At 37.2% G+C, this 18964-nt stretch carries 15 protein-coding genes; all 15 read right to left on the bottom strand.

The genetic code is table 11. From position 1 onward, the window contains the following. The 15 genes from OPU68_RS08340 to OPU68_RS08270 all read right to left on the bottom strand — a co-directional run bounded on the left by OPU68_RS08340 (position 1) and on the right by OPU68_RS08270 (position 18964). Positions 1-726 carry a hypothetical protein gene (locus tag OPU68_RS08340; protein ID WP_228400878.1) on the bottom strand — a complete coding sequence of 242 codons (726 nt, stop codon included), beginning with the start codon at positions 724-726 and terminating at the stop codon, positions 1-3. 8 nt (positions 727-734) lie between these two features. Next, positions 735-1460: a hypothetical protein gene (locus tag OPU68_RS08335; protein WP_228400879.1), complete on the bottom strand. Its 726-nt coding sequence runs from the start codon at positions 1458-1460 to the stop codon at positions 735-737. Further along, the gene (locus OPU68_RS08330; RefSeq protein WP_072410589.1) at positions 1447-4521 is read right to left on the bottom strand and encodes a TraG family conjugative transposon ATPase; all 3075 of its coding nucleotides are present in this window, start codon (positions 4519-4521) and stop codon (positions 1447-1449) included. The genes OPU68_RS08335 and OPU68_RS08330 overlap by 14 nt, the downstream gene beginning before the upstream one ends. Beyond that, the gene (locus OPU68_RS08325; protein WP_034975939.1) at positions 4493-4807 is read right to left on the bottom strand and encodes a DUF4133 domain-containing protein; all 315 of its coding nucleotides are present in this window, start codon (positions 4805-4807) and stop codon (positions 4493-4495) included. The genes OPU68_RS08330 and OPU68_RS08325 overlap by 29 nt, the downstream gene beginning before the upstream one ends. A 1-nt stretch (position 4808) precedes the next feature. Next, on the bottom strand, positions 4809-5129 hold the full coding sequence (locus OPU68_RS08320; RefSeq protein ID WP_371462110.1) for a DUF4134 domain-containing protein: 321 nt from the start codon (positions 5127-5129) through the stop codon (positions 4809-4811). 135 nt (positions 5130-5264) lie between these two features. After that, positions 5265-5858: a hypothetical protein gene (locus OPU68_RS08315; protein ID WP_123902439.1), complete on the bottom strand. Its 594-nt coding sequence runs from the start codon at positions 5856-5858 to the stop codon at positions 5265-5267. A 34-nt stretch (positions 5859-5892) separates the two neighbouring features. After that, a complete protein-coding gene (locus OPU68_RS08310; protein WP_051259641.1) occupies positions 5893-6588 on the bottom strand; it encodes a ParA family protein in 696 nt (231 codons plus the stop codon). Between the two features lie 48 nt (positions 6589-6636). Further along, entirely contained in the window at positions 6637-8124 is a 1488-nt protein-coding gene (locus OPU68_RS08305; RefSeq protein WP_168638723.1) for a relaxase/mobilization nuclease domain-containing protein, read from the bottom strand. Next, complete coding sequence (locus OPU68_RS08300; protein WP_028122617.1) at positions 8121-8483, bottom strand: hypothetical protein; 363 nt, start codon at positions 8481-8483, stop codon at positions 8121-8123. Before OPU68_RS08300 ends, OPU68_RS08305 begins: the two co-directional genes overlap by 4 nt. A 37-nt stretch (positions 8484-8520) precedes the next feature. After that, positions 8521-8844: a bacteriophage spanin2 family protein gene (locus OPU68_RS08295; RefSeq protein ID WP_028122616.1), complete on the bottom strand. Its 324-nt coding sequence runs from the start codon at positions 8842-8844 to the stop codon at positions 8521-8523. A 10-nt stretch (positions 8845-8854) separates the two neighbouring features. Next, positions 8855-9946: a phage tail-like protein gene (locus OPU68_RS08290; protein ID WP_498473541.1), complete on the bottom strand. Its 1092-nt coding sequence runs from the start codon at positions 9944-9946 to the stop codon at positions 8855-8857. 83 nt (positions 9947-10029) lie between these two features. After that, a complete protein-coding gene (locus OPU68_RS08285; protein ID WP_498473540.1) occupies positions 10030-10815 on the bottom strand; it encodes a phage tail-like protein in 786 nt (261 codons plus the stop codon). Positions 10816-11277: 462 nt separating this feature from the next. Continuing rightward, positions 11278-13323, bottom strand: coding sequence for a heavy metal translocating P-type ATPase (locus tag OPU68_RS08280; protein ID WP_498473539.1), 2046 nt, complete (start codon positions 13321-13323; stop codon positions 11278-11280). 18 nt (positions 13324-13341) lie between these two features. Beyond that, complete coding sequence (locus OPU68_RS08275) at positions 13342-14598, bottom strand: efflux RND transporter periplasmic adaptor subunit (protein WP_027379089.1); 1257 nt, start codon at positions 14596-14598, stop codon at positions 13342-13344. Between the two features lies 1 nt (position 14599). Continuing rightward, positions 14600-18964, bottom strand: coding sequence for a CusA/CzcA family heavy metal efflux RND transporter (locus OPU68_RS08270; protein WP_498473538.1), 4365 nt, complete (start codon positions 18962-18964; stop codon positions 14600-14602).

Here is an 18964-nt window from a genome sequence, read left to right as displayed (position 1 = left end):
TTAGAAAGATTTAATGTTATCCATGATGCTTTCAACTACTTGCTTATCCCTGTTGACATAATATTGAAAGGCTCTTTTGTTACGTTTTACCTTGGCTTTAATATCCCTTATCTTTAAAAGCATATGGGTAGAATTTCTGCTTATCGCCTTTACTTCACCCAAAGCATAGTCTAATAATACTTTACGTTCTGATTTTTCCATTTGGTTGATGGCTCCGTAAGACAAAATGATCCCGGTTACCAGCCGTGTTACCATTTGCAGATCATCAACAAACTGAACCTGAGAAGGCAAAACAGCGATAATGGAATAGGGAGCATCGTTTATTTCATTGATAATAGCAGTCTGATTGTTTGTTATTTTGGTTATTTCCCTGCTCATTGCTATTCCGGTGGGTATCGCTTGAATGGCAAATGAAACAATTCGCAATCTGTCCTGAACTTTGGTGATTTTTTCTTTAAAATTGTTCCATTGGTTTCTGTTGGCCGTTTCTACGGTGGCATTCGCAATTTGTTTTTGTCGCATTTCTTTTTGCCTGTCGTGTTCTTTCATCGTGGCATTGATTTCTATATCCATCATCGGAAATGAAACATTTTCCTGTTGCCATGCAGGGGTAGACCCACCACCGGAGGATCTCAATACCAAATAAACTAGAGGAATAAGCAAACTGACAACAATTTTATTTTTGCCACCGTAAGGTCGGCGAATCTCATTTTTCGATTTCATCATAGAAAAATTTAAAAATTCCGTTTATACCGGTTCATTATATTTTCAACAATAGCTTTGTCTGTATTGATATATCCGGCAAATGGATTAATAGAATTCCAGAATCCCAATCGGTTTGCTTTTTCTAATCGCAGTTTGATTGCTAAAAGCCAAAGCTTCAGATTTTTCACATTACCGGAAATATTATGAAGAATTTTGTAGCGGTCTCCTGCTGTTGCAAGATTCAGCTCTCCGGAAGCGAGAATATCAGAAACGTCGGTAACAATCTTTAGACTTTGCTCATACGTTTTTTGTGAAGCTTTCACCCCAAAAATGGCATACTCAGGATGTTCTGATGCTAGTTGTACCACTTGTGATGAATAAGCATAACATTTATTGAGCTCAGAGTAGATTTCCTGTGCTTGGATTCCATTTTGTAAAGTGCCGGAAACCTCTTTTAAACCCTTCAGAATTTTATTCTGAATGTCATTAGCCGCTACCATCTGTGTTCCCACCCAGGTCTGTGCGTCCTTTAATTTTGAAGTTTCCTCAATGACTTCGTTCTGCTTGGCTTTTAGATTTTCAGAATAAAGAATCATTGCCGCTGTTACCGTAGGGTCGATGTAGGTGTTTTGGGCGAATCCCATTGTCCCCCAGAGGGAGAAAATTAGTAGAAAAACCTTCAATATAATATGGTTCGCCAGAGATGAAACGTGACGAAATCCTCTTGGGAAATTTATAGGTTTAAACGTTTTCATAAGCGTAATTTTGTTTACTGATTAATTCTGAAAAACTGATATTACGGTCTTCCAGTTGCTGTGAAATGATTTTAAAAACATTCTTTCCTTTGTTCTCTTTTTTCATCATTCTATAAAAGGAATTGATTTTTTGATCTAAAGGATTTTGGTATAAATTCACGAGTGACACTAAGTTTTCCAGACTGTCTCCGAAGGTTTTTAAATCACCAACTATTCTGCGCAATGCTTCATCATAGTCTCCGTATTGGTGCACATAATATTCAACTGCCGATTTTTCCGGTTTTTCTGTAGTGTAGGTGAGATATTGTTCAAGCGAAACTTCATTTCCATAGACCTCTCCTTTTGAACCTCTTTTTAAGTAAAATTCTTTGAATCGGCTTCTCCCGAATTTGTTGTTGAGATTGTTGATGGTAAAAATCTTGTTTTGCTCTACTTTATTGAGCGATAGCAATGAAGCGATTTTATCAAAGTTGTCTTTGAACTTCGTCTGGTCAAGCAAAATAAATGTATCCGAATTATTGATGATGGAATCTTTAACCACTGCATTTCCAATAATGTCATCCAGTTCCTGCGTTACCACCACCGCTTCTCCCCAAAATTTCCTCACCGTTTTATATAAATAAAGAATGTATCCACCCATCAATTTACTAGCAATGGCCTTCCATGCTTCTTCGATTATTAAGGCTTTTCTGCGGTCTTTTCTGAGTCTCATTTTCTGAATGAAAGTGTCCATAATAATGAGCGTTACTATCGGAAAGAGCTTGGGATTATCTTTTACATTATCAATTTCAAAAACGATGAAAGATTCATCGAACAGCGTATTATCTGCACTTTCATTGAGCGTTGTTCCGTACCTTCCGCCTTTGTAAAAATCTTTCAGTACAAATAAAAAGGTGCGCAGATTAAACTCTTTCTCTATAATATTATGTTTTTTATTATTCAGGTAAATAGGAAGAAATTGATCGCAATAATCATAAAACCCATTGAACGAAAGTTCTGTTACAACCAGCTTTTCTTCCAGTTCTTTTATTTTCCTGATGATGGCTTTTCTAAAGGATTCATTCCATTCTTCTGCTGATCGGGGTTGCCTGATGATGTCATTCGACTTGATTAAAATCAACTGCGTTTCATTGTATATTTTCCTTCTTTCTTCATCGTTCAGCGTGTCATACGCTTCATACACTTTATAGAAATTTTCGCTTTCATATTCCGGGTTATTGATGTTCTTATCAGGATGATAGAATTTCAATAATTTTCTTCCCGCTTCCTTTATTTCATCGGAACTGGCATCGAAAGTAATTCCCAAAATGTCATAGTAAGTATGCTGTCCTTTTGCTTCATTCTCATATTCCGTGAATAGATCATCTTCGTGAATGTTGTATTTTCCGAGATATAGAATCAGTTCTTCTGAAGTTTTATTTTCATACCATCGAGTTCCAGCATTGAAATACCCGTGGTAAAACGACATCAACACATTGTCTAAAATGGATTTTTGTGCGGAAGACATTGAAGAATCCGGACCTTGCCAAATCAAGAAGATCAGGTTGGTTAAAAATTCTATTTTTTCGATATTAAATTCTTTTTGATCCATAAGAAAAGGATTCATCGTGATTGGTTTTTCTTCAGTGTATTGGATGTATCTGCCTCCCTTATATTTGCACGTTCCCGAATACGAATCTCCTGTATCAACAATGACCACGTCATAATTGTAGGTCAAATACTGCTCAATAATATTGTTCATCAGGAATGATTTCCCCGAACCTGACGGTCCTAATACAAACTTGTTCCTGTTGTTTATTCTTCCTGTTTTCATCGGTAGATCCGATGGGTCAACTTTTAGCGGAACACCTTGTCTGTCGGTGAATCTCAGGTAGAAATTGGACTCTTCATTGACGGGGTAACTTTCCTTAAAAAAAAAACACAAGGCCGCTTCGCTTGTCGTCATAAATAAATCATACTCCCTAAGTTCTGTTCCATTGCCCGGAATAGCTGACCGAAAGAGTTCCAATTGGTTATAAGCGTTTTTAGAAACAATGATTCCTTTCGTAAAAAGCTTGTTTTCAATCATTGACTGAATATTTTCCATTTTCTCCAGTGTCTGTGCTGAAAAAAGGATTGAAAAATGAGCATTGACAACGAGCTGTCCGTCAATGGCTATGTTATGAAGCAGGGTCTGGATTTCATCTGCTATAATGGCGTTGGACGGAGAATTGTTGGCTGCTCCTTCGTGCTTTTTCTTTTTTTTGTCGAGTTCCCTCTGCTGTTGTGCCTGAAGCGGAATCGTAATGATCTGATTGTAGACAATGGTCTCATAATCTTCTAGTTCATTGATAAAACTAAAATTATCAACTGCTGTTTCTGCTGCTGCACCGTTACCGCCGAGAACAGAGTAAGGCTCAATTTCTGAAGGAAGATCAATATTTTCTACATCCACGTAGGAAATATTTTTTACAAACCTGTTTCCGATCTGCAAAAATTCGTTGGTGCTTTTGATATTATCAAATATGGGAGAATCGGAAAATTGCATCGACAAAACACCTGATATATAATATTCAAAATCTTTCTCAAACAAAAACTGCGGTTCACAGTCATTCTGCTTCAAAAGCATCAATACTTTCTGACATTTGTCCCGTAGTTCTTTATAGCTTTTTTCAGAGAAATTGTAATGCTTATTTTTCTTTTTCAGCTTGTCATCAATAATATCGGTAAAGAACAGAACCGTTTCAATGGTTTTGAAAAGTCTGCCGTCAAAATGTTCCGAATATTTTTGTTGTAGAAATTGGTTGGATTGTTCGGCTGAATATTTCTTTTTTGAAAAAATATCGAGCTTCTGAACAATTCTTCCTTCTCCAATGATTGATACCACCTGATTTAAAACCGTGTGGAAAGTGAGATAGCTGTCAGGATCTGCCGAATATTGCTCGACAATGTTTTTTATCTTGATCCCGATAATAGGGTTTCCGTATTGTCCGAAAAGTACATCAAAATCCCAATTGAAATCCTTTCCAAGATCATATCCGATAAAAGGAATGCTAAATGCCTGTTTTTTTGTTGTTGCCATTCTTTAAAAGTTTATTACTGTCTAACCTTTTGGGAAAAATTAAGATGTGATCGAAGTTTTTGGTTTTGTCATACAAACCATATTTGTCCTGTCTTCTGAAGATGAGATAAACTCCGCCTGCGGTGACTGCAAGACCAAGTAAAGAGCCTAAGAGACCGAACTTCGAGAGTACCAATGCTGAAATGACCCCGCCTCCGATGACACCAACTGCGTAAAAGATATATTTCCCTTTGAGTCCGAAGAATATAAGGGGCTTTTTCAGCCCCTTATAAAGGTAGAATCCCATATTAGGCAAAGAATGCTGTTACGAATTCCGGAACTACAATCAAGAAGATCATTGCTCCCCCATAACCAAGGATCTCTTTGTTGACGTCCTGGTCACCATTCGTCCATTTATTATACACTCGGAGACCTCCGATAAAACCGACCAATCCTCCTACTGCTTTCAAAATCAGCTTGACCGGATCCCAATAATCAGTGATATCACTTGCGGCATTTGAAATAGCGGTTGCACCACCTTGTGCAAATGCTGGAGTTATCGCCATAATTGCCAAGGCTAGGGTTAGAACTTTCTTTGTTGTCACGTTTTTTGTGAAAAAATTTTTCATCATAATTCAAAAAATTTATAAAGGGTTAATAATCAATTGAGTGTTAAATTTTGGGCATAGAAGTCCCGGACAACGGATGGAAATCCGCTGTTAAGTCTAATAATCAGTACGTTAGATTTTGTTTAAGTTGACTAACTACATAATGGATTGATAAACCTTATATCCATCGTGATTTGCAACCAATTGAACCAGGGTTTCAGAAAGATTCAGCATCGCCTTCCAATCTTTAATTCTGGAAGTTTTCTGGTCTGCACTAACCGTGATCGGGTTTTCGCTAATCACTTCATTAGGTTTCTGATTTTCCTTTTCGGTTGATATTTTTTCCTTTTGTTCAAAATACTCTTCGCTTGATTCAGCATTTTCAGGATGTGATTGGTTTTCAATTTCGGTAAAATCCTTTTTTGATGGATTATCGAATTCATCCAGATCTTGTTCAGATTCAAATTGTTTTCTTAAATACTCCAGATCTTGTCGTTCTTCATTTCCTTCAGTGATATCAGAATGGATTACATTTTTATTAAAGGACTTGGGAGTGTTGAGATTTTCTACATCTTCAATCCCTATAGTTGCAGTAAGATCTTCGTACTGTTCGGAAATTTCGGACAAAGAAAATTCCTCCGTCTCTTCTTTATAGGTTTCTCTTTCTTTTTTCAGAAACAGATCGTATAAGATATTACCTGCATAATACATCAGATAAACAGCCAGAATGGTAAGTGAGATTTTTATCATTTTTTATTGATTTAGTTGTCAGTCGATCGTTGTTTTATGTTGGTATTGAATCTTTTATTTTTTCCTTCTTTTTAATCACTTGTATTTTGATTTTTGAGGTTTCATTGATGTATTTTATAAGTTCATCGAATGTATGTTCTACTGCATATTTTTGTTTGCTTATCAGGCTTCTGGTATTAATAGTTTGTAGGCAGTTTCTTTTGAATACCGGACTTGGCAGCAGCATTCCATATTTTGCGAGCTCAATGTCCATTGCTTCCTGATTCAGATACTTGTAGCCTTTATCATATTTGGAACGGATAAATACTCTTTCAGCCTCACTTTCCAATAGTCCCAGCATATTGATAAAGACCAAAGTCGATTTTACAGAAACATCGGAATACTCAAAAGGTGTTACGATAAAATCACTGTATATGAGCAAATCACTGTATTTTGCATCGAGCGTTCCGGCCAAATCAAAGAGGTTAATCTCATCGCTTTCTTTTAAATTAATGAGAGTTTCAAAGTCTGAAAAAGGCTGCTCTTCTTCCTCGCCAATAATTTCTACATCGTACAATTTTGGAATGTCCAATAGCTCATCATCTTTCCATTTGTAGTAAAATGATTTCTGATAATCAAAATCGAAAACATTGATTTTCCTTTCTGAAATAGCGGTAATGTAATTGGCAAAAGCTATGGCTAATGTCGTTTTTCCGGTTCCTCCTTTTTGGGTAGCAAATGTGATGATCATAGGTTTTAGTTGATTTTTACTGGACTGAAGACGATTTTTCCATCAACTTTATCGTCTCTTTTTTCGTCTTTTTTTGAGTTCATTTTCGGCAGGGTCTTTTGCAGTTCCCGAACTTTTCATCAACTCAAAAAGAAGTTCGTTGACGGCTTTGTTTAATTCTGTTTTTTCATTATTTTCAGTCCGGTTTTCTGTTTGCACTTCATTTACGCTTATGGGATTCAGAAATTTTTGATATTCCTTTTCTCCGATTAATGGCTGAAGTTCACCCACGTAATGGAACTTGGTATGAACAGCATACAGCTTTCCGTCTTCAGCAGTCGTTATAGAAATATCTTTTTTTTCATCATTTGTGTTTTTGTTATTTCTAATAAAGTCCTTTACTTCAAACTGGACTTTTCGATAGGTTTCCAGATCTTTTTTACCCCGGTTTTCAAAAAGCATAAAGTCCTTGATTTCTGCTTCCGGATTATTCTTCTTAAAAAATTCAAGCAGGATCTTTTTTGTTTCCTGGCTGCGAATATTATAATCCTTCAGGATTTCAAAAGTCTTCTTATCCAGCTTTTCAGAAGTAAATTCAAATACTTCATTCATTTTCAGTAGATCACTACCTTTATATACTTTTTGTGTTTTATGGTCGATTACAGTGTAGCCAAAAGGATTTTTTTCTTTATGATGAAAAACCATATCGATCCCGAAAACATCTCTCAACTTTTTTTGAAGTTCACTTTCAAAAGTGATTTTTACTTTTAAATCATTTTCTTCTAATTTTTCTTTTGGGAGCATCGATTTCAGTTGCCTATCATCTTCTACTTTAAAAACCTTGGTGGAATACAATTCTTTGTATTTGCTTAATATACCTTTGATCTGCTTTGCCCTTTTATCATTTTTGCTGTTATCAAAAACAATCTGACTTCCTGAAAGTGTTTGCTGTATTACCCCGTTTTTTAAAATTTTAAAAGAATTTTCATCATTTGTGTTTTTGCCTATCTTATATCCATTTCTATTGAGTAGAGTTTCCAACTGATTAAGCGAACTTATTTTGTAGTTCAGCAGTTTTTCCAGTTCTTCTTCCGGTTTCTGACCATACAATTTTTCCATTGTAACGCTTAATGCTTTTTGGGCTTTAAGCCTTTCATAACTGTCATTGATCTTTTTCCCTGTCTGTTTATCAACTCGGGTAGAAACTATGTGTACGTGATTATTATCTGTATCCTTATGAAACACCACAATGAAAGGCTGTTCGCCATATTTCATTTCATCCATAAAATTCGCCGCGATCTTAGTCAGCTCTTCTTTCGAATGTCCTTGAAATTTCGTAGAGATCATTGCGTGAAATTGAGGTTTCTGCACTTTTTTGTTCCCAATCGAAATAGCTCTCAAATAGTTTCTTACTTCTTCCTTGCTGCTTGATTCGTTAATGAAGGAAGGAAAATTTTTCATCAGCTTTAATTCTCCGGTTCCATTATCAATTTTCTTATCGTTATAATGAACTCCTGGAAAACTCGGACCTGCCGGATCCATGATCTTAACAATCATTTTGATAGCTTTGCATAGATTTTCATAAATATTTCGTTCTGTTCTTTTTTCAGAATTAAGATCTCTGCTAACTTATCCGAAAAATTTCTGAGCTCTTTTTCGCTGATGAACTTTTGACCATTTGCTATTTTTGCTACCTGATTGATGTTGGTTTCAATTTTCCCGAAAATGTTATCCTGTTTTTCAATGAACGCCAATATTTTTCTCCTCTCATCATTTAAAATCCTGTTCTCAACAGAGTCGATGATTAAGCTTGTCAGAGAAATTTGCTTTTTGGAACAAAGATTTTTCCAGTCTTTCTTTTTTTGACCCTTGATCCTGATCAAAATCACCTCATCTTTTGCTTCATCAGTATTCATCTTTCAAATTCAAATTTGATTTTCTAAATGTTGTTTTCTATATTGGAACAAGGATGACCGTTGCAATTGCCATAATGCCTACAACGATAGAACTCACGACCTTTACTTTTTTCACTTCCCTGATTTGTTTTTTATCGATTGAGATAGTCTCTCCTTTTTTGGAAATGCCATAAATACTTTTATTATCAATTAATGTGATTTTTATTTTGTGGATTTTTGCAGTGAAATCCTGAACTTCATATTTCTGATTTATTTCTAGAGAATTATCTTTTAATGGTTTGCCCGGATTCGAAATAATAGCTCTACAAGATGTTAGCGAAACGATAATTATTAGCGATAAAGATTTAAAAAAAATTTTCATAGTTTTATGATTATGGCGTTACCCAACTTGTTACGCCGTTAACACTTTTCAGAATATATGTTCCGGTAGACGGAGGGTTAGGAACCGTTTCTGTTGCGAAACCAAATGATCCATTAGCTTTGGCAACCACTTTTTTTGTATAGGATAAATCTCCGTCTGCATTGGGCATTTGGGAAGGTGTTACGCTGAGCTTGCCATTGATATTTAACCATCTTTCAGAAAAATCCCCCGAAATCAAAGCAAATTTGTAATCCGTATAATTGTTCGTGATACTATCCCAAAAGCTGGTTGAACTTGTTGTGACGGGGGTTGAATGTATAGCTAGTTTATTACTTACGCTTCTGTTTCCGGTGGCCGGGCTACCAGCGCCAATACCAATGAAAATATTGTTAGATCCTGTTCTGTTTCCTGTTCCTGACAGATAGCCAATCGATATGTTATCATTTCCTGAAGTAATGTAGGACATAGCTCCTGGACCAATTCCAATATTTCTACTTCCTGAAATCACACCGTTTGAAATACCATTCAATGCCGAAACTCCCGCGCCATAATTGAGCTTGCCAGTAATTTCGCCTTGAGACATTGCGTAAGCACTGGCTGAATTTCCTTTTCCTGACGTTATATTAGAATCGGTGGCAAAAATAGAATTGTAGTCACCGGTGATTGGACTTCTGGAAATGCCCAGTATGTAATTTTCTTTCTCATCAAAATTAAGATGCAGACTGTTCTTGACAATAAGTTCAACCGTAGAAGTGTTGCCCTTGAGTGCAACTGTATTTAGTGGGTCTTCTTGTATAAATGACTTCCATAGATCACCGTCAAAATAATACAATCCGGACTTTGTGATATGAATGACCTGACCGGATAAATTAGTAGCTGGAGATGTTACAAACACGACAGCTCCTTTTTTCGTAGATGAATATGTTTTTGCTGCGAGTTGGTTTCCTGTAATCCGTGGAGGAATAATCCCGTCATAATGATTGGTGTCATTTGGTTTCCCTACAACTTCTAAAGTCGCCTCCGGCGTCTGGGTGTTAATTCCAATCTGTCCCTGTATTGTTATTGCTATGAAAGGCAGAAAAAAATAAATTAATGTTTTCATTCTATTTTTTATTAAAATTCATTTGGTCTTAAGAATCGTATTAATTGTGTATAATTTGTATTAATTGCTATAATTTTAGCATCCTATTGTAGATAGGGTCTGATCCAATTTGAGTAGCCCTGAACTTCTCCATAAGTATAATATGATGTTGATATTGCGCCTAAAGAAGCTTGAGGAATTTTTATGGTAAAATTTTCAAGCAAGGCAGGAATAAGCATTGTTGAATTCTCAGGATGTAAAAAAACAATCTGGTTAGGAATATACCCTATGTCACTAAAGATATCCGGAATATTTATAAGTGCGTCTGAAGTAATTGGTTCTGAATCAGTCGACCTGAATATTTGAAATTTTACATTGACGATACCATTAACTTTTCTGAATGATACGGATCCTTTTAAGCCTCCATAATTTTTTGTCCCAATGGTATAGTATTTAGAAGCGGTTAAATGATTATTTGTATTTCCATTATAATTAACCGGAGCGGACCAGGTAGAAGTTGCACTAAGAGTCGCAGTGCTGGTATGATCAAATGTCAATAGAATTCTATATTCAGTGGGTTGCTTTTCTTTTGAAAATGTTTGCCACAAATTGCCATCAAAATAATATAATCCGGGTTCAGTTATTTGAATGACCTGTCCTGATAAATTGGTAGCCGGAGATGTAACAAAGACGACAGTTCCTTTTTTTGTAGATGAATATGTCTTTGCAGCGAGTTGGTTTCCTGTAATTCGTGGAGGAATAATTCCGTCATAATGATTGACATCATTTGGTTTTCCTACCACTTCTAAAGTCGCCTCTGGATTTTGGGTATTGATGCCGACCTGACCTTGGATTGATACTACTATTAATGCCAGTAGAAGATGACTCAATTTTTTCATTAGTATTTTGATTAAAAATTCTGTGACAAAATTGGGCGTTAAAACCTTCTAAAACAATAGTATTCAAAGGGTTTTGGCTAAATAAGAATAATCTGGATTAGTTTGGAAACTTAAGAAGATTAAAAAAGAATAAAAAAGATTAATCTGGAATATTCGCTCAAGATAAGAACAATGTAAAAAATGTTGGTTAAAAATTCTTCCTTTATAAGAGTAATTTAATAATTCTTTATTAAACAATAAACTACTTAAATTTTGGAAGTATGGAACTAATAGAAATAATATAGTTAAGCAAATTAAATAAAGGATTGCACTATCAATGATTTATACTTAAAGCGAAAGGACGTTAGTTTTAACCTAACGTCCTTTTTGCCTGTAAAAAAATATTTCTGCAACTTACAATTTACTCGCAGTTACATCTAATCTCTCTGGATATAATTTCGAAGAAAATATTTACTAAAATTTCATCCTCTGGATTCTGACAGCATTTAATATAGCTAATAAAGCAACGCCTACGTCTGCAAAAACTGCTTCCCACATTGTGGCTAATCCACCAGCTCCCAAAACCAATACAATAGCTTTCACAGCAAAAGCAAGAAAAATATTTTGCCAAACAATCTTCCGGGTTTGCTTTCCAATATTGATTGCCATCGGTATTTTGCTTGGCTTATCGTCTTGAATGACTACATCTGCGGTCTCAATGGTTGCATCACTTCCTAATCCGCCCATTGCAATACCTACGTCGCTCAGGGCAACAACCGGAGCGTCATTGACGCCGTCTCCAACAAAGGCAACTGTTTCGTTGTGTGATTTGATCTCTTTAACTTTGTTGACTTTATCTTCCGGTAGCAAGTCGCCAAAGGCGTTAGTTATTCCCAGTTGATCTGCAACAAATTGTACAACAGTGCTCTTGTCTCCGCTTAACATCGTTGTTTTTACACCCAAGGCTTTAAGTTTATCAATGCTCAGCTGTGCATCGGCTTTTATACTGTCTGCAATAGTAATGTAGCCTGCAAATTTTCCGTCATATGCGATTGCAATTATTGTATAAACGATCTGCTTAGGGTCAAGATCATATTTGATATTGAATTTATCCATCAATTTAAAATTTCCCACAAGCAAATCTTTTCCGTTGATACTGGCTTTCAATCCGTGCCCAGCAATTTCTTCTGTATTTTCTAATTGTATAGAATGGTCGATTTCGCCGACATATTGATGGATTGCCGTAGCGACCGGATGGGTACTTTTGCTTTCTAAAGCATTTACCATCTTCAGAATTTCATCTTTATTAAATTCAGATTTTAAAGTAACTTCCTGAACTTTAAAGACGCCCTCGGTCATTGTTCCGGTCTTGTCCATTACCACATTTTTAATATTGGCGATAATGTCTAAAAAATTACTTCCTTTAAACAGTATACCGTTCTTTGAAGCTGCGCCAATTCCGCCGAAATAACCTAGAGGAATGCTAATAACCAAAGCGCAAGGACAAGAGATAACTAAGAACACTAATGCTCTGTAAAGCCAGTCACGGAAAACATAATTTTCCAAGAACAGATATGGTAGTAGGCATATCAGTACTGCGAGTCCAACGACAATGGGTGTATAAATCCTTGCGAATTTTCGGATAAAAAGTTCGGTAGGTGCCTTCTGAGTCGTCGCATTTTGTACCAATTCCAGAATTTTGCTCAACTTACTGTTTTCGTAAGCAGTTGTCACTTTTACCTGAGCAATAGTCTGTAGATTGATCATTCCGGCAAGCACGCTCTCACCTTTGTTTTTGGTATCAGGCTTACTCTCACCCGTTAATGCAGCAGTATTGAACGATGCGGATTCACTTACCAACTCTCCGTCCAGAGCCAGCTTCTCTCCTGATTTTAGCTGTACAATATCCCCAATTTTCGCCTGTTTAGCAGGGATGGTCTTTGGTTGGTTACCTTCCAGAATGGTCACTTCATCAGGACGCTGATCCAACAATGCTTTGATATTATTCTTTGCTCTCGAAACAGCAAGTGTCTGGAAAACCTCTCCTACACTGTAGAATAACATAACAGCAACCCCTTCTGGATATTCTCCGATTGCAAATGCGCCTATAGTAGCAATGCCCATTAGAAAAAATTCCGAAAAAACGTCACCTTTGGCAATGCTTTCATACGCTTCTTTTAGAACGGGTAGACCCACAGGCAAATAAGCCACCGCATACCATACGATCCGTACCCAGCCTTTAAACCACTCCTGCGGAAAAAAGTTATCCAGTACGATCCCTATCAAAAGTATAACCAGAGAAACAATTGCTGGTAAAAACATTTGAAATGTATTTTTCTCACCATCGTTATGGTCGTGTCCATCATCGTCACTGTGCGTTTCAGATTTATTATTCTCTGTAGAGCAGCAGCTATCGTTATTAAGCAATTTTTTGGCACCTGCGTCTTTGTAAATTTTGCCTTCCTGCGCTGTACAACAAAGCTGGTTTCCTTCCTCGTCGTAAATATGTTTGTGTTCCATTACAGTTATTTTAAAAATTTAATCTTCGTGTTCACCTGAATTACTCAGTTTAGCATTGACAAAAAATGCGCCTTTTACTACTATTTCAGCATTTGCCGGAATTTCATTGACAGCTGTAATCGCCGTGTAACCCATATCAGAAGAACCTTTCACAACTTCTATCTTTTCGAAATTAGTCATTTTTTCTTCTTTGTTAGATATTTTCTTTTCATTTAAATGTTCATCTTCTCCCTCTTCTTGATGCTCTTCAGCCTTTTTATCTGTTTTGATAAAAATGAAATATTTGCTGTCCGCTTCTACAATAGCTTCATTGGGAACCGCAGGCGTGGTACTTTTATCGAGACTTACGATTCCTGTGATATTCATTCCGTCGATCAATCCTGATTTGTTTCCCGTTACAGAACAGTGTACTGAGATTGTTTTGCTGTCGTTTTCAAAGGATGAACCAATGCTGTAGATTTTGGCATCGTACTCGGTTTCAGGATTATTTGTTAATTTAAAATGAACGATTTGTCCCACTTTCATTTTTGGCAGATCCTTTTCAAAAACCTGCAAATCAAGATGCAGGGAACCATTATCTATAATTTCCGCAACGGGCGATGAGATGTCAACGTAACTTCCAATTTGTGCAGAAATAGTACTTATCGTTCCACTGATTGGTGACGTGATCACTAAACCGGATCGCAAATTTCCATTATTGACATTTGCGGGATTGATGCCCATAATTTGAAGCTGTCTCTGCAAAGATGATCTTTGTGTTCTCAGGGTTTTCAGCTCAGCATCTGAACTCTGAAGGTTCTTCTTTGCGCCGGCATCATTATCAAATAATTCCTTTTGTCTCCTGTATTCCTGTTCTGCAAATGCAATCCTGCTTTTCACGGTCAGGTATTGCTCTTGCAACTGAATGTATTCCGGATTTGAAATGGAGGCAATTACCTGTCCTCTTCTTACAAAATCCCCGATCTGTACATTCAAAGTTTTAATAATCCCACCATACATTGATGTGACGGTCGCTTTATTATTGTTCGGAACTCTAAGTGCTCCATTGGCTTTGATGGTAGAAGTCAATTCCTTCATCTCAATCTTTCCTAGATTGATGCCAACCGCTTTAATCTGTTCTTCAGACAGGCTTGCTATGGTCTGTGGAACCTCATCACCGTGTTCTTCTGCCTGCTCAGTTTTGATTTCGCTTTCCGATTCTGTGTTGGCCTCCTTCTTTCCACAGCTCATAAGAATAACAAAAACGAAAGCAGTATAGATGATATTTTTTTTCATATTATTTATTGATTAAAGAGTTAATGATGACTACAGACTGATTGACCTGTTGAATGGATTCCAGATACTTTAGCTGAATATTGGTTGCAGTCTGCAGAGCGAAAAGATATTCGACGTAGGAGATTTCTCCGGTTTTGTAACCGAGCTGACCTGCTTTTACAATTTTTTCTGCATTTGGAATAGCCTTACCTACATAATATTCATATTGCTGCACATCCTGCTTATATTGCTCTAAGGCATTCTCAAGTTGAACTGTCAATTGCCTTTGCTGGAGTTTTGCGTTCGATTCTGCCATTTGCCTCTGATAATCCAAAGACTGGATTCTCGCTTTCGTCGCTCCAAAAGTCAAAGGAATTGAAATTCCAAGATTGGCAATGTGAAATCGCTTTCCTGCATCAAAATATTTTTCCTGCCCATTGAGTGTATGAAAACCTATGATCGACTGGTTCGTGTAACCCAAACTGAACTCAGGTAAGCCCTGCGATAGCTCTACGTTTTTATTTTTATCGGCAATTTCCATTTCCTGATAAAATGCTTTGACGGTTGGATGGCTGGAAATCGCTGTACTGTCAAGAACATATTCCGCTTTCATCGGTTCATAATTTTCTTTAAACAAAACCTTTATATCATCGTCTGTATTTAATAGTGCTTTCAGATTTTTGTATGCATTATCAAGATAAATTTTATTCTGATTTAGCAATAGACCGATCTCCCCTTTCTGAGTTTCTGCTGTACTGATTTCAATTTTTTTGATGTCACCTGCATTGAATCTGACAGTGGCTATCCTGATAAAATCCTGATAAAGGCTGTCGAGCTTCATCAGTTTGGTCTGGTTGTAGTGCAGATATTCAATCTGGTAAAAATAAGTTCTGACCTGCCTTGCAACTTCGTTGGCGGTGATGTCTTTACTGATCTGTTTAGCTTTAATCTCTTCTGCAATCAGGTCTTTTCTGGCTTTAAACAAAGTCGGAAATGGGATGCTCTGCGAAATGGAAAACGACTGATCGAACTTCGGACTGTTGTATTGACCTAACTGTGCATTGAAATTCATTTTTGGAAGTTCATTAGCGGTCGGTTTCAAGGCCTCGGAAACTTTAATATCCAATTCTTTCGTTTTTATTGAATAACTATTGCTCAATGCCATTTCTGTAGCCTGTTCCACAGAAAGTGTTTTTGTTGTTTGAGCATTGAATGTTTGTCCGACAAGTAGAAATCCTAACACGATAATTGTTGTCAAAGATTTCATCTTCATATTTTTAATTCTGAAGTTACTGTTGAAAATGATGTAAAGAATCGGTAGAACAAATAGCGTTAGAAACGTCGCAGTGATCAAGCCACCTATTACCACCGTTGCCAAAGGTTTCTGAACTTCTGCTCCAGCTCCTGTCGAAATTGCCATTGGAAGAAATCCTAATGAAGCCACTGTTGCGGTCATCAGAACTGGCCGAAGTCTAGTTTTAGTACCTTCTACGACACGTTTCATAAGATTTGTTTCGCCCTCTTTTTCCAGCTGATTAAATGTTCCTATGAGGACAATTCCGTTGAGAACAGCAACGCCAAACAATGCGATAAAACCTATTCCGGCACTGATACTGAATGGCATATCTCTGATCAATAAAGCGAAGATCCCGCCGATGGCACTCATTGGAATGGCCGTGAAAATCAATGCAGCCTGTTTGAAAGAGCGGAATGTAAAATACAGTAAGAAAAAAATCAGAAGTAAAGACACAGGAACAGCAATCAGCAGTCTCTTGCTTGCAGCCTGCAGATTCTCAAACTGTCCGCCGTAGGTGAAATAATATCCTGAGGGCAGCTTTATTTGTTGTTCAAGTCTGCTTTGAATATCATCGACTACACTTTCTACATCCCGACCTTTGACATTAAAACCTACAACTATTCTTCGTTTCCCTTCTTCTCGACTGATCTGTGCCGGGCCGAGTTTATAGCCGATATTAGCCACTTGAGAAAGTGGGATCTGGTTTCCTGTATTGGTGGATATCATCAGATTATTGACATCATCGATATTGGTTCGCTGAAGACTGTCGAGTCTGACTACCAGATCAAAACGTCTTTCGTTCTCAAAAACCTGACCAGCAGATTTTCCTGCAAAAGCTGTACTTAAAGTATTGTTAACATCCTCAATACTTAATCCATAGTTTGCCATTCTTGTACGGTCGTACTCTACATTGATCTGTGGCAGCCCGCTGATGCGTTCAATTTGTGGAGCAGTAACCCCATCAACAAATTGAATGACTTTGCCAACCTTATCTGCGTAAATTGCAAGGGAATCCAAATTTTCACCAAAGATTTTCACCGCCACATCCTGACGGATTCCAGTCATCAGCTCATTAAAGCGCATTTGTATAGGCTGGTTTTTCTCGAAAAATACACCGGGAATCAATTCTAGTTGTTCTGAAATTTCGTCCGCTAATTCATCATAAGATTTATCACTTTTCCATTCTTTTTGTGGCTTTAAAACAATGATCAGATCTGTAGCTTCAAAAGGCATTGGGTCGGTAGGTACTTCGGCAGCCCCTGTTTTTCCCACCACCATTTTTACCTCATCAAATTTTTTGATAATTCTAGAAGCCTGCATTGAAGTCTCAATGCTTTGCGACAGGGAGCTTCCTTGAGGCAAGATGCAATGAAAAGCAAAATCGCCTTCCTGTAACTGTGGGATAAATTCGCCACCCATTCGACTGAATAAAAATAGGCTCACTGCAAATAAAAGTACCGTAACGGAAACAATTATACCCTTGATTTTGATAGCTCTTTTTAGTAATGGCTGATAGACACCCTGTAGTTTATTCATCAGCTTATCTGAAAAAGTTTCCTTTCGTGATATTTTTTTTGATAAAAATAATGCGCTCATCATCGGGATATAAGTCAGCGATAGGATCAAAGCTCCCAAAATAGCAAACCCTACTGTTTTTGCCATCGGTGTAAACATTTTCCCTTCAACACCGACCAAAGTTAAAATAGGAATGTAAACGATCAGAATGATGATCTCGCCAAATGCCGCACTATTTCTGATTTTTGAAGCAGAAAGAAAAACTTCTTCATCCATTTCAGTTTGCGTCAGTTTTTGAGTAGATTTCCGTAATCCTAAATGGTGAAGTGTTGCTTCCACAATGATGACAGCTCCATCGACAATCAATCCGAAGTCGATTGCGCCTAAACTCATCAAATTGGCACTGACCCCAAAAACATTCATCATCCCTAATGCAAAAAGGAGCGATAACGGAATCGCTGATGCAACGATCAATCCCGCTCTTAGATTTCCTAAAAATACGACCAAAACAAAAATAACAATCAATGCACCTTCAATCAGGTTCTTTTCCACTGTGCTGATTGCTCTTCCAACAAGATTTGTCCTGTCCAAAAATGGTTCTATTACAATATCATCCGGCAAAGATTTTTGGATCGTAGGAATTTTATCCTTAATCAGGTTTACAACTTCATTGCTGTTGGAGCCTTTTAGCATCATTACAATGCCACCAACAGCATCTACATTACCATTGTATGTCATAGCTCCGTAACGAACTGCACTTCCAATACGAACATCAGCTACATCCTTAATGAAAATAGGGACATTTCCTTTGTCATTCTTGACTGCTATATTTTTAATATCCTCGAGAGAAGTTACGACACCTATGCCACGGATAAAATAGGCATTAGGCTTTTTATCAATGTAAGCCCCTCCTGTATTTTGATTATTCTTTTCTAATGCCGTAAAAAGTTCTGTAATGCTAACTCCCATCGCCCTGAGACGGTTGGGATCAACAGCAACTTCATACTGTTTCAGCTCTCCGCCAAAACTATTGACTTCCGCAACACCGGGAGTTCCGTTCAATTGCCTTCTTACGATCCAGTCTTGCATTGTGCGCAGTTCTTTGGACGTGTATTTTTTTTCACTTCCTTTCTTCGGGCGAAGAATATATTGATAGATATCTCCTAAGCCCGTACTCACCGGAGCAAGTTCAGGCGAGCCAACCCCTTTTGGAATTTCTTCGGAAGCTTCCTTCAATTTTTCGCTGATTAGTTGACGTGCAAAATAAACATCAACATTTTCCTGAAAAACAACAGTAATAACCGATAGTCCGAATCTTGAAATACTGCGGGTTTCTTCGATATCGGGAATATTGGTAATGCTCTGTTCAATTGGGAACGTAACCAACTGCTCTACTTCCTGTCCTGCCAACGTGGGACAAACAGTAATGATCTGAACCTGATTGTTGGTAATATCCGGTACAGCATCAATGGGTAATCTCGTTGCACTCCACGAGCCCCATATTATCAACAACAAGGTCATTGCACCAATGACAATCTTGTTCTTGATGCTAAATTTTATGATTTTATCTAACAC

It is taken from the genome of Chryseobacterium sp. TB1-D10, assembly GCF_059803555.1.
The sequence above is the reverse complement of the archived record's forward strand: the minus strand, read 5'-3'. Positions and strand labels throughout refer to the sequence as shown.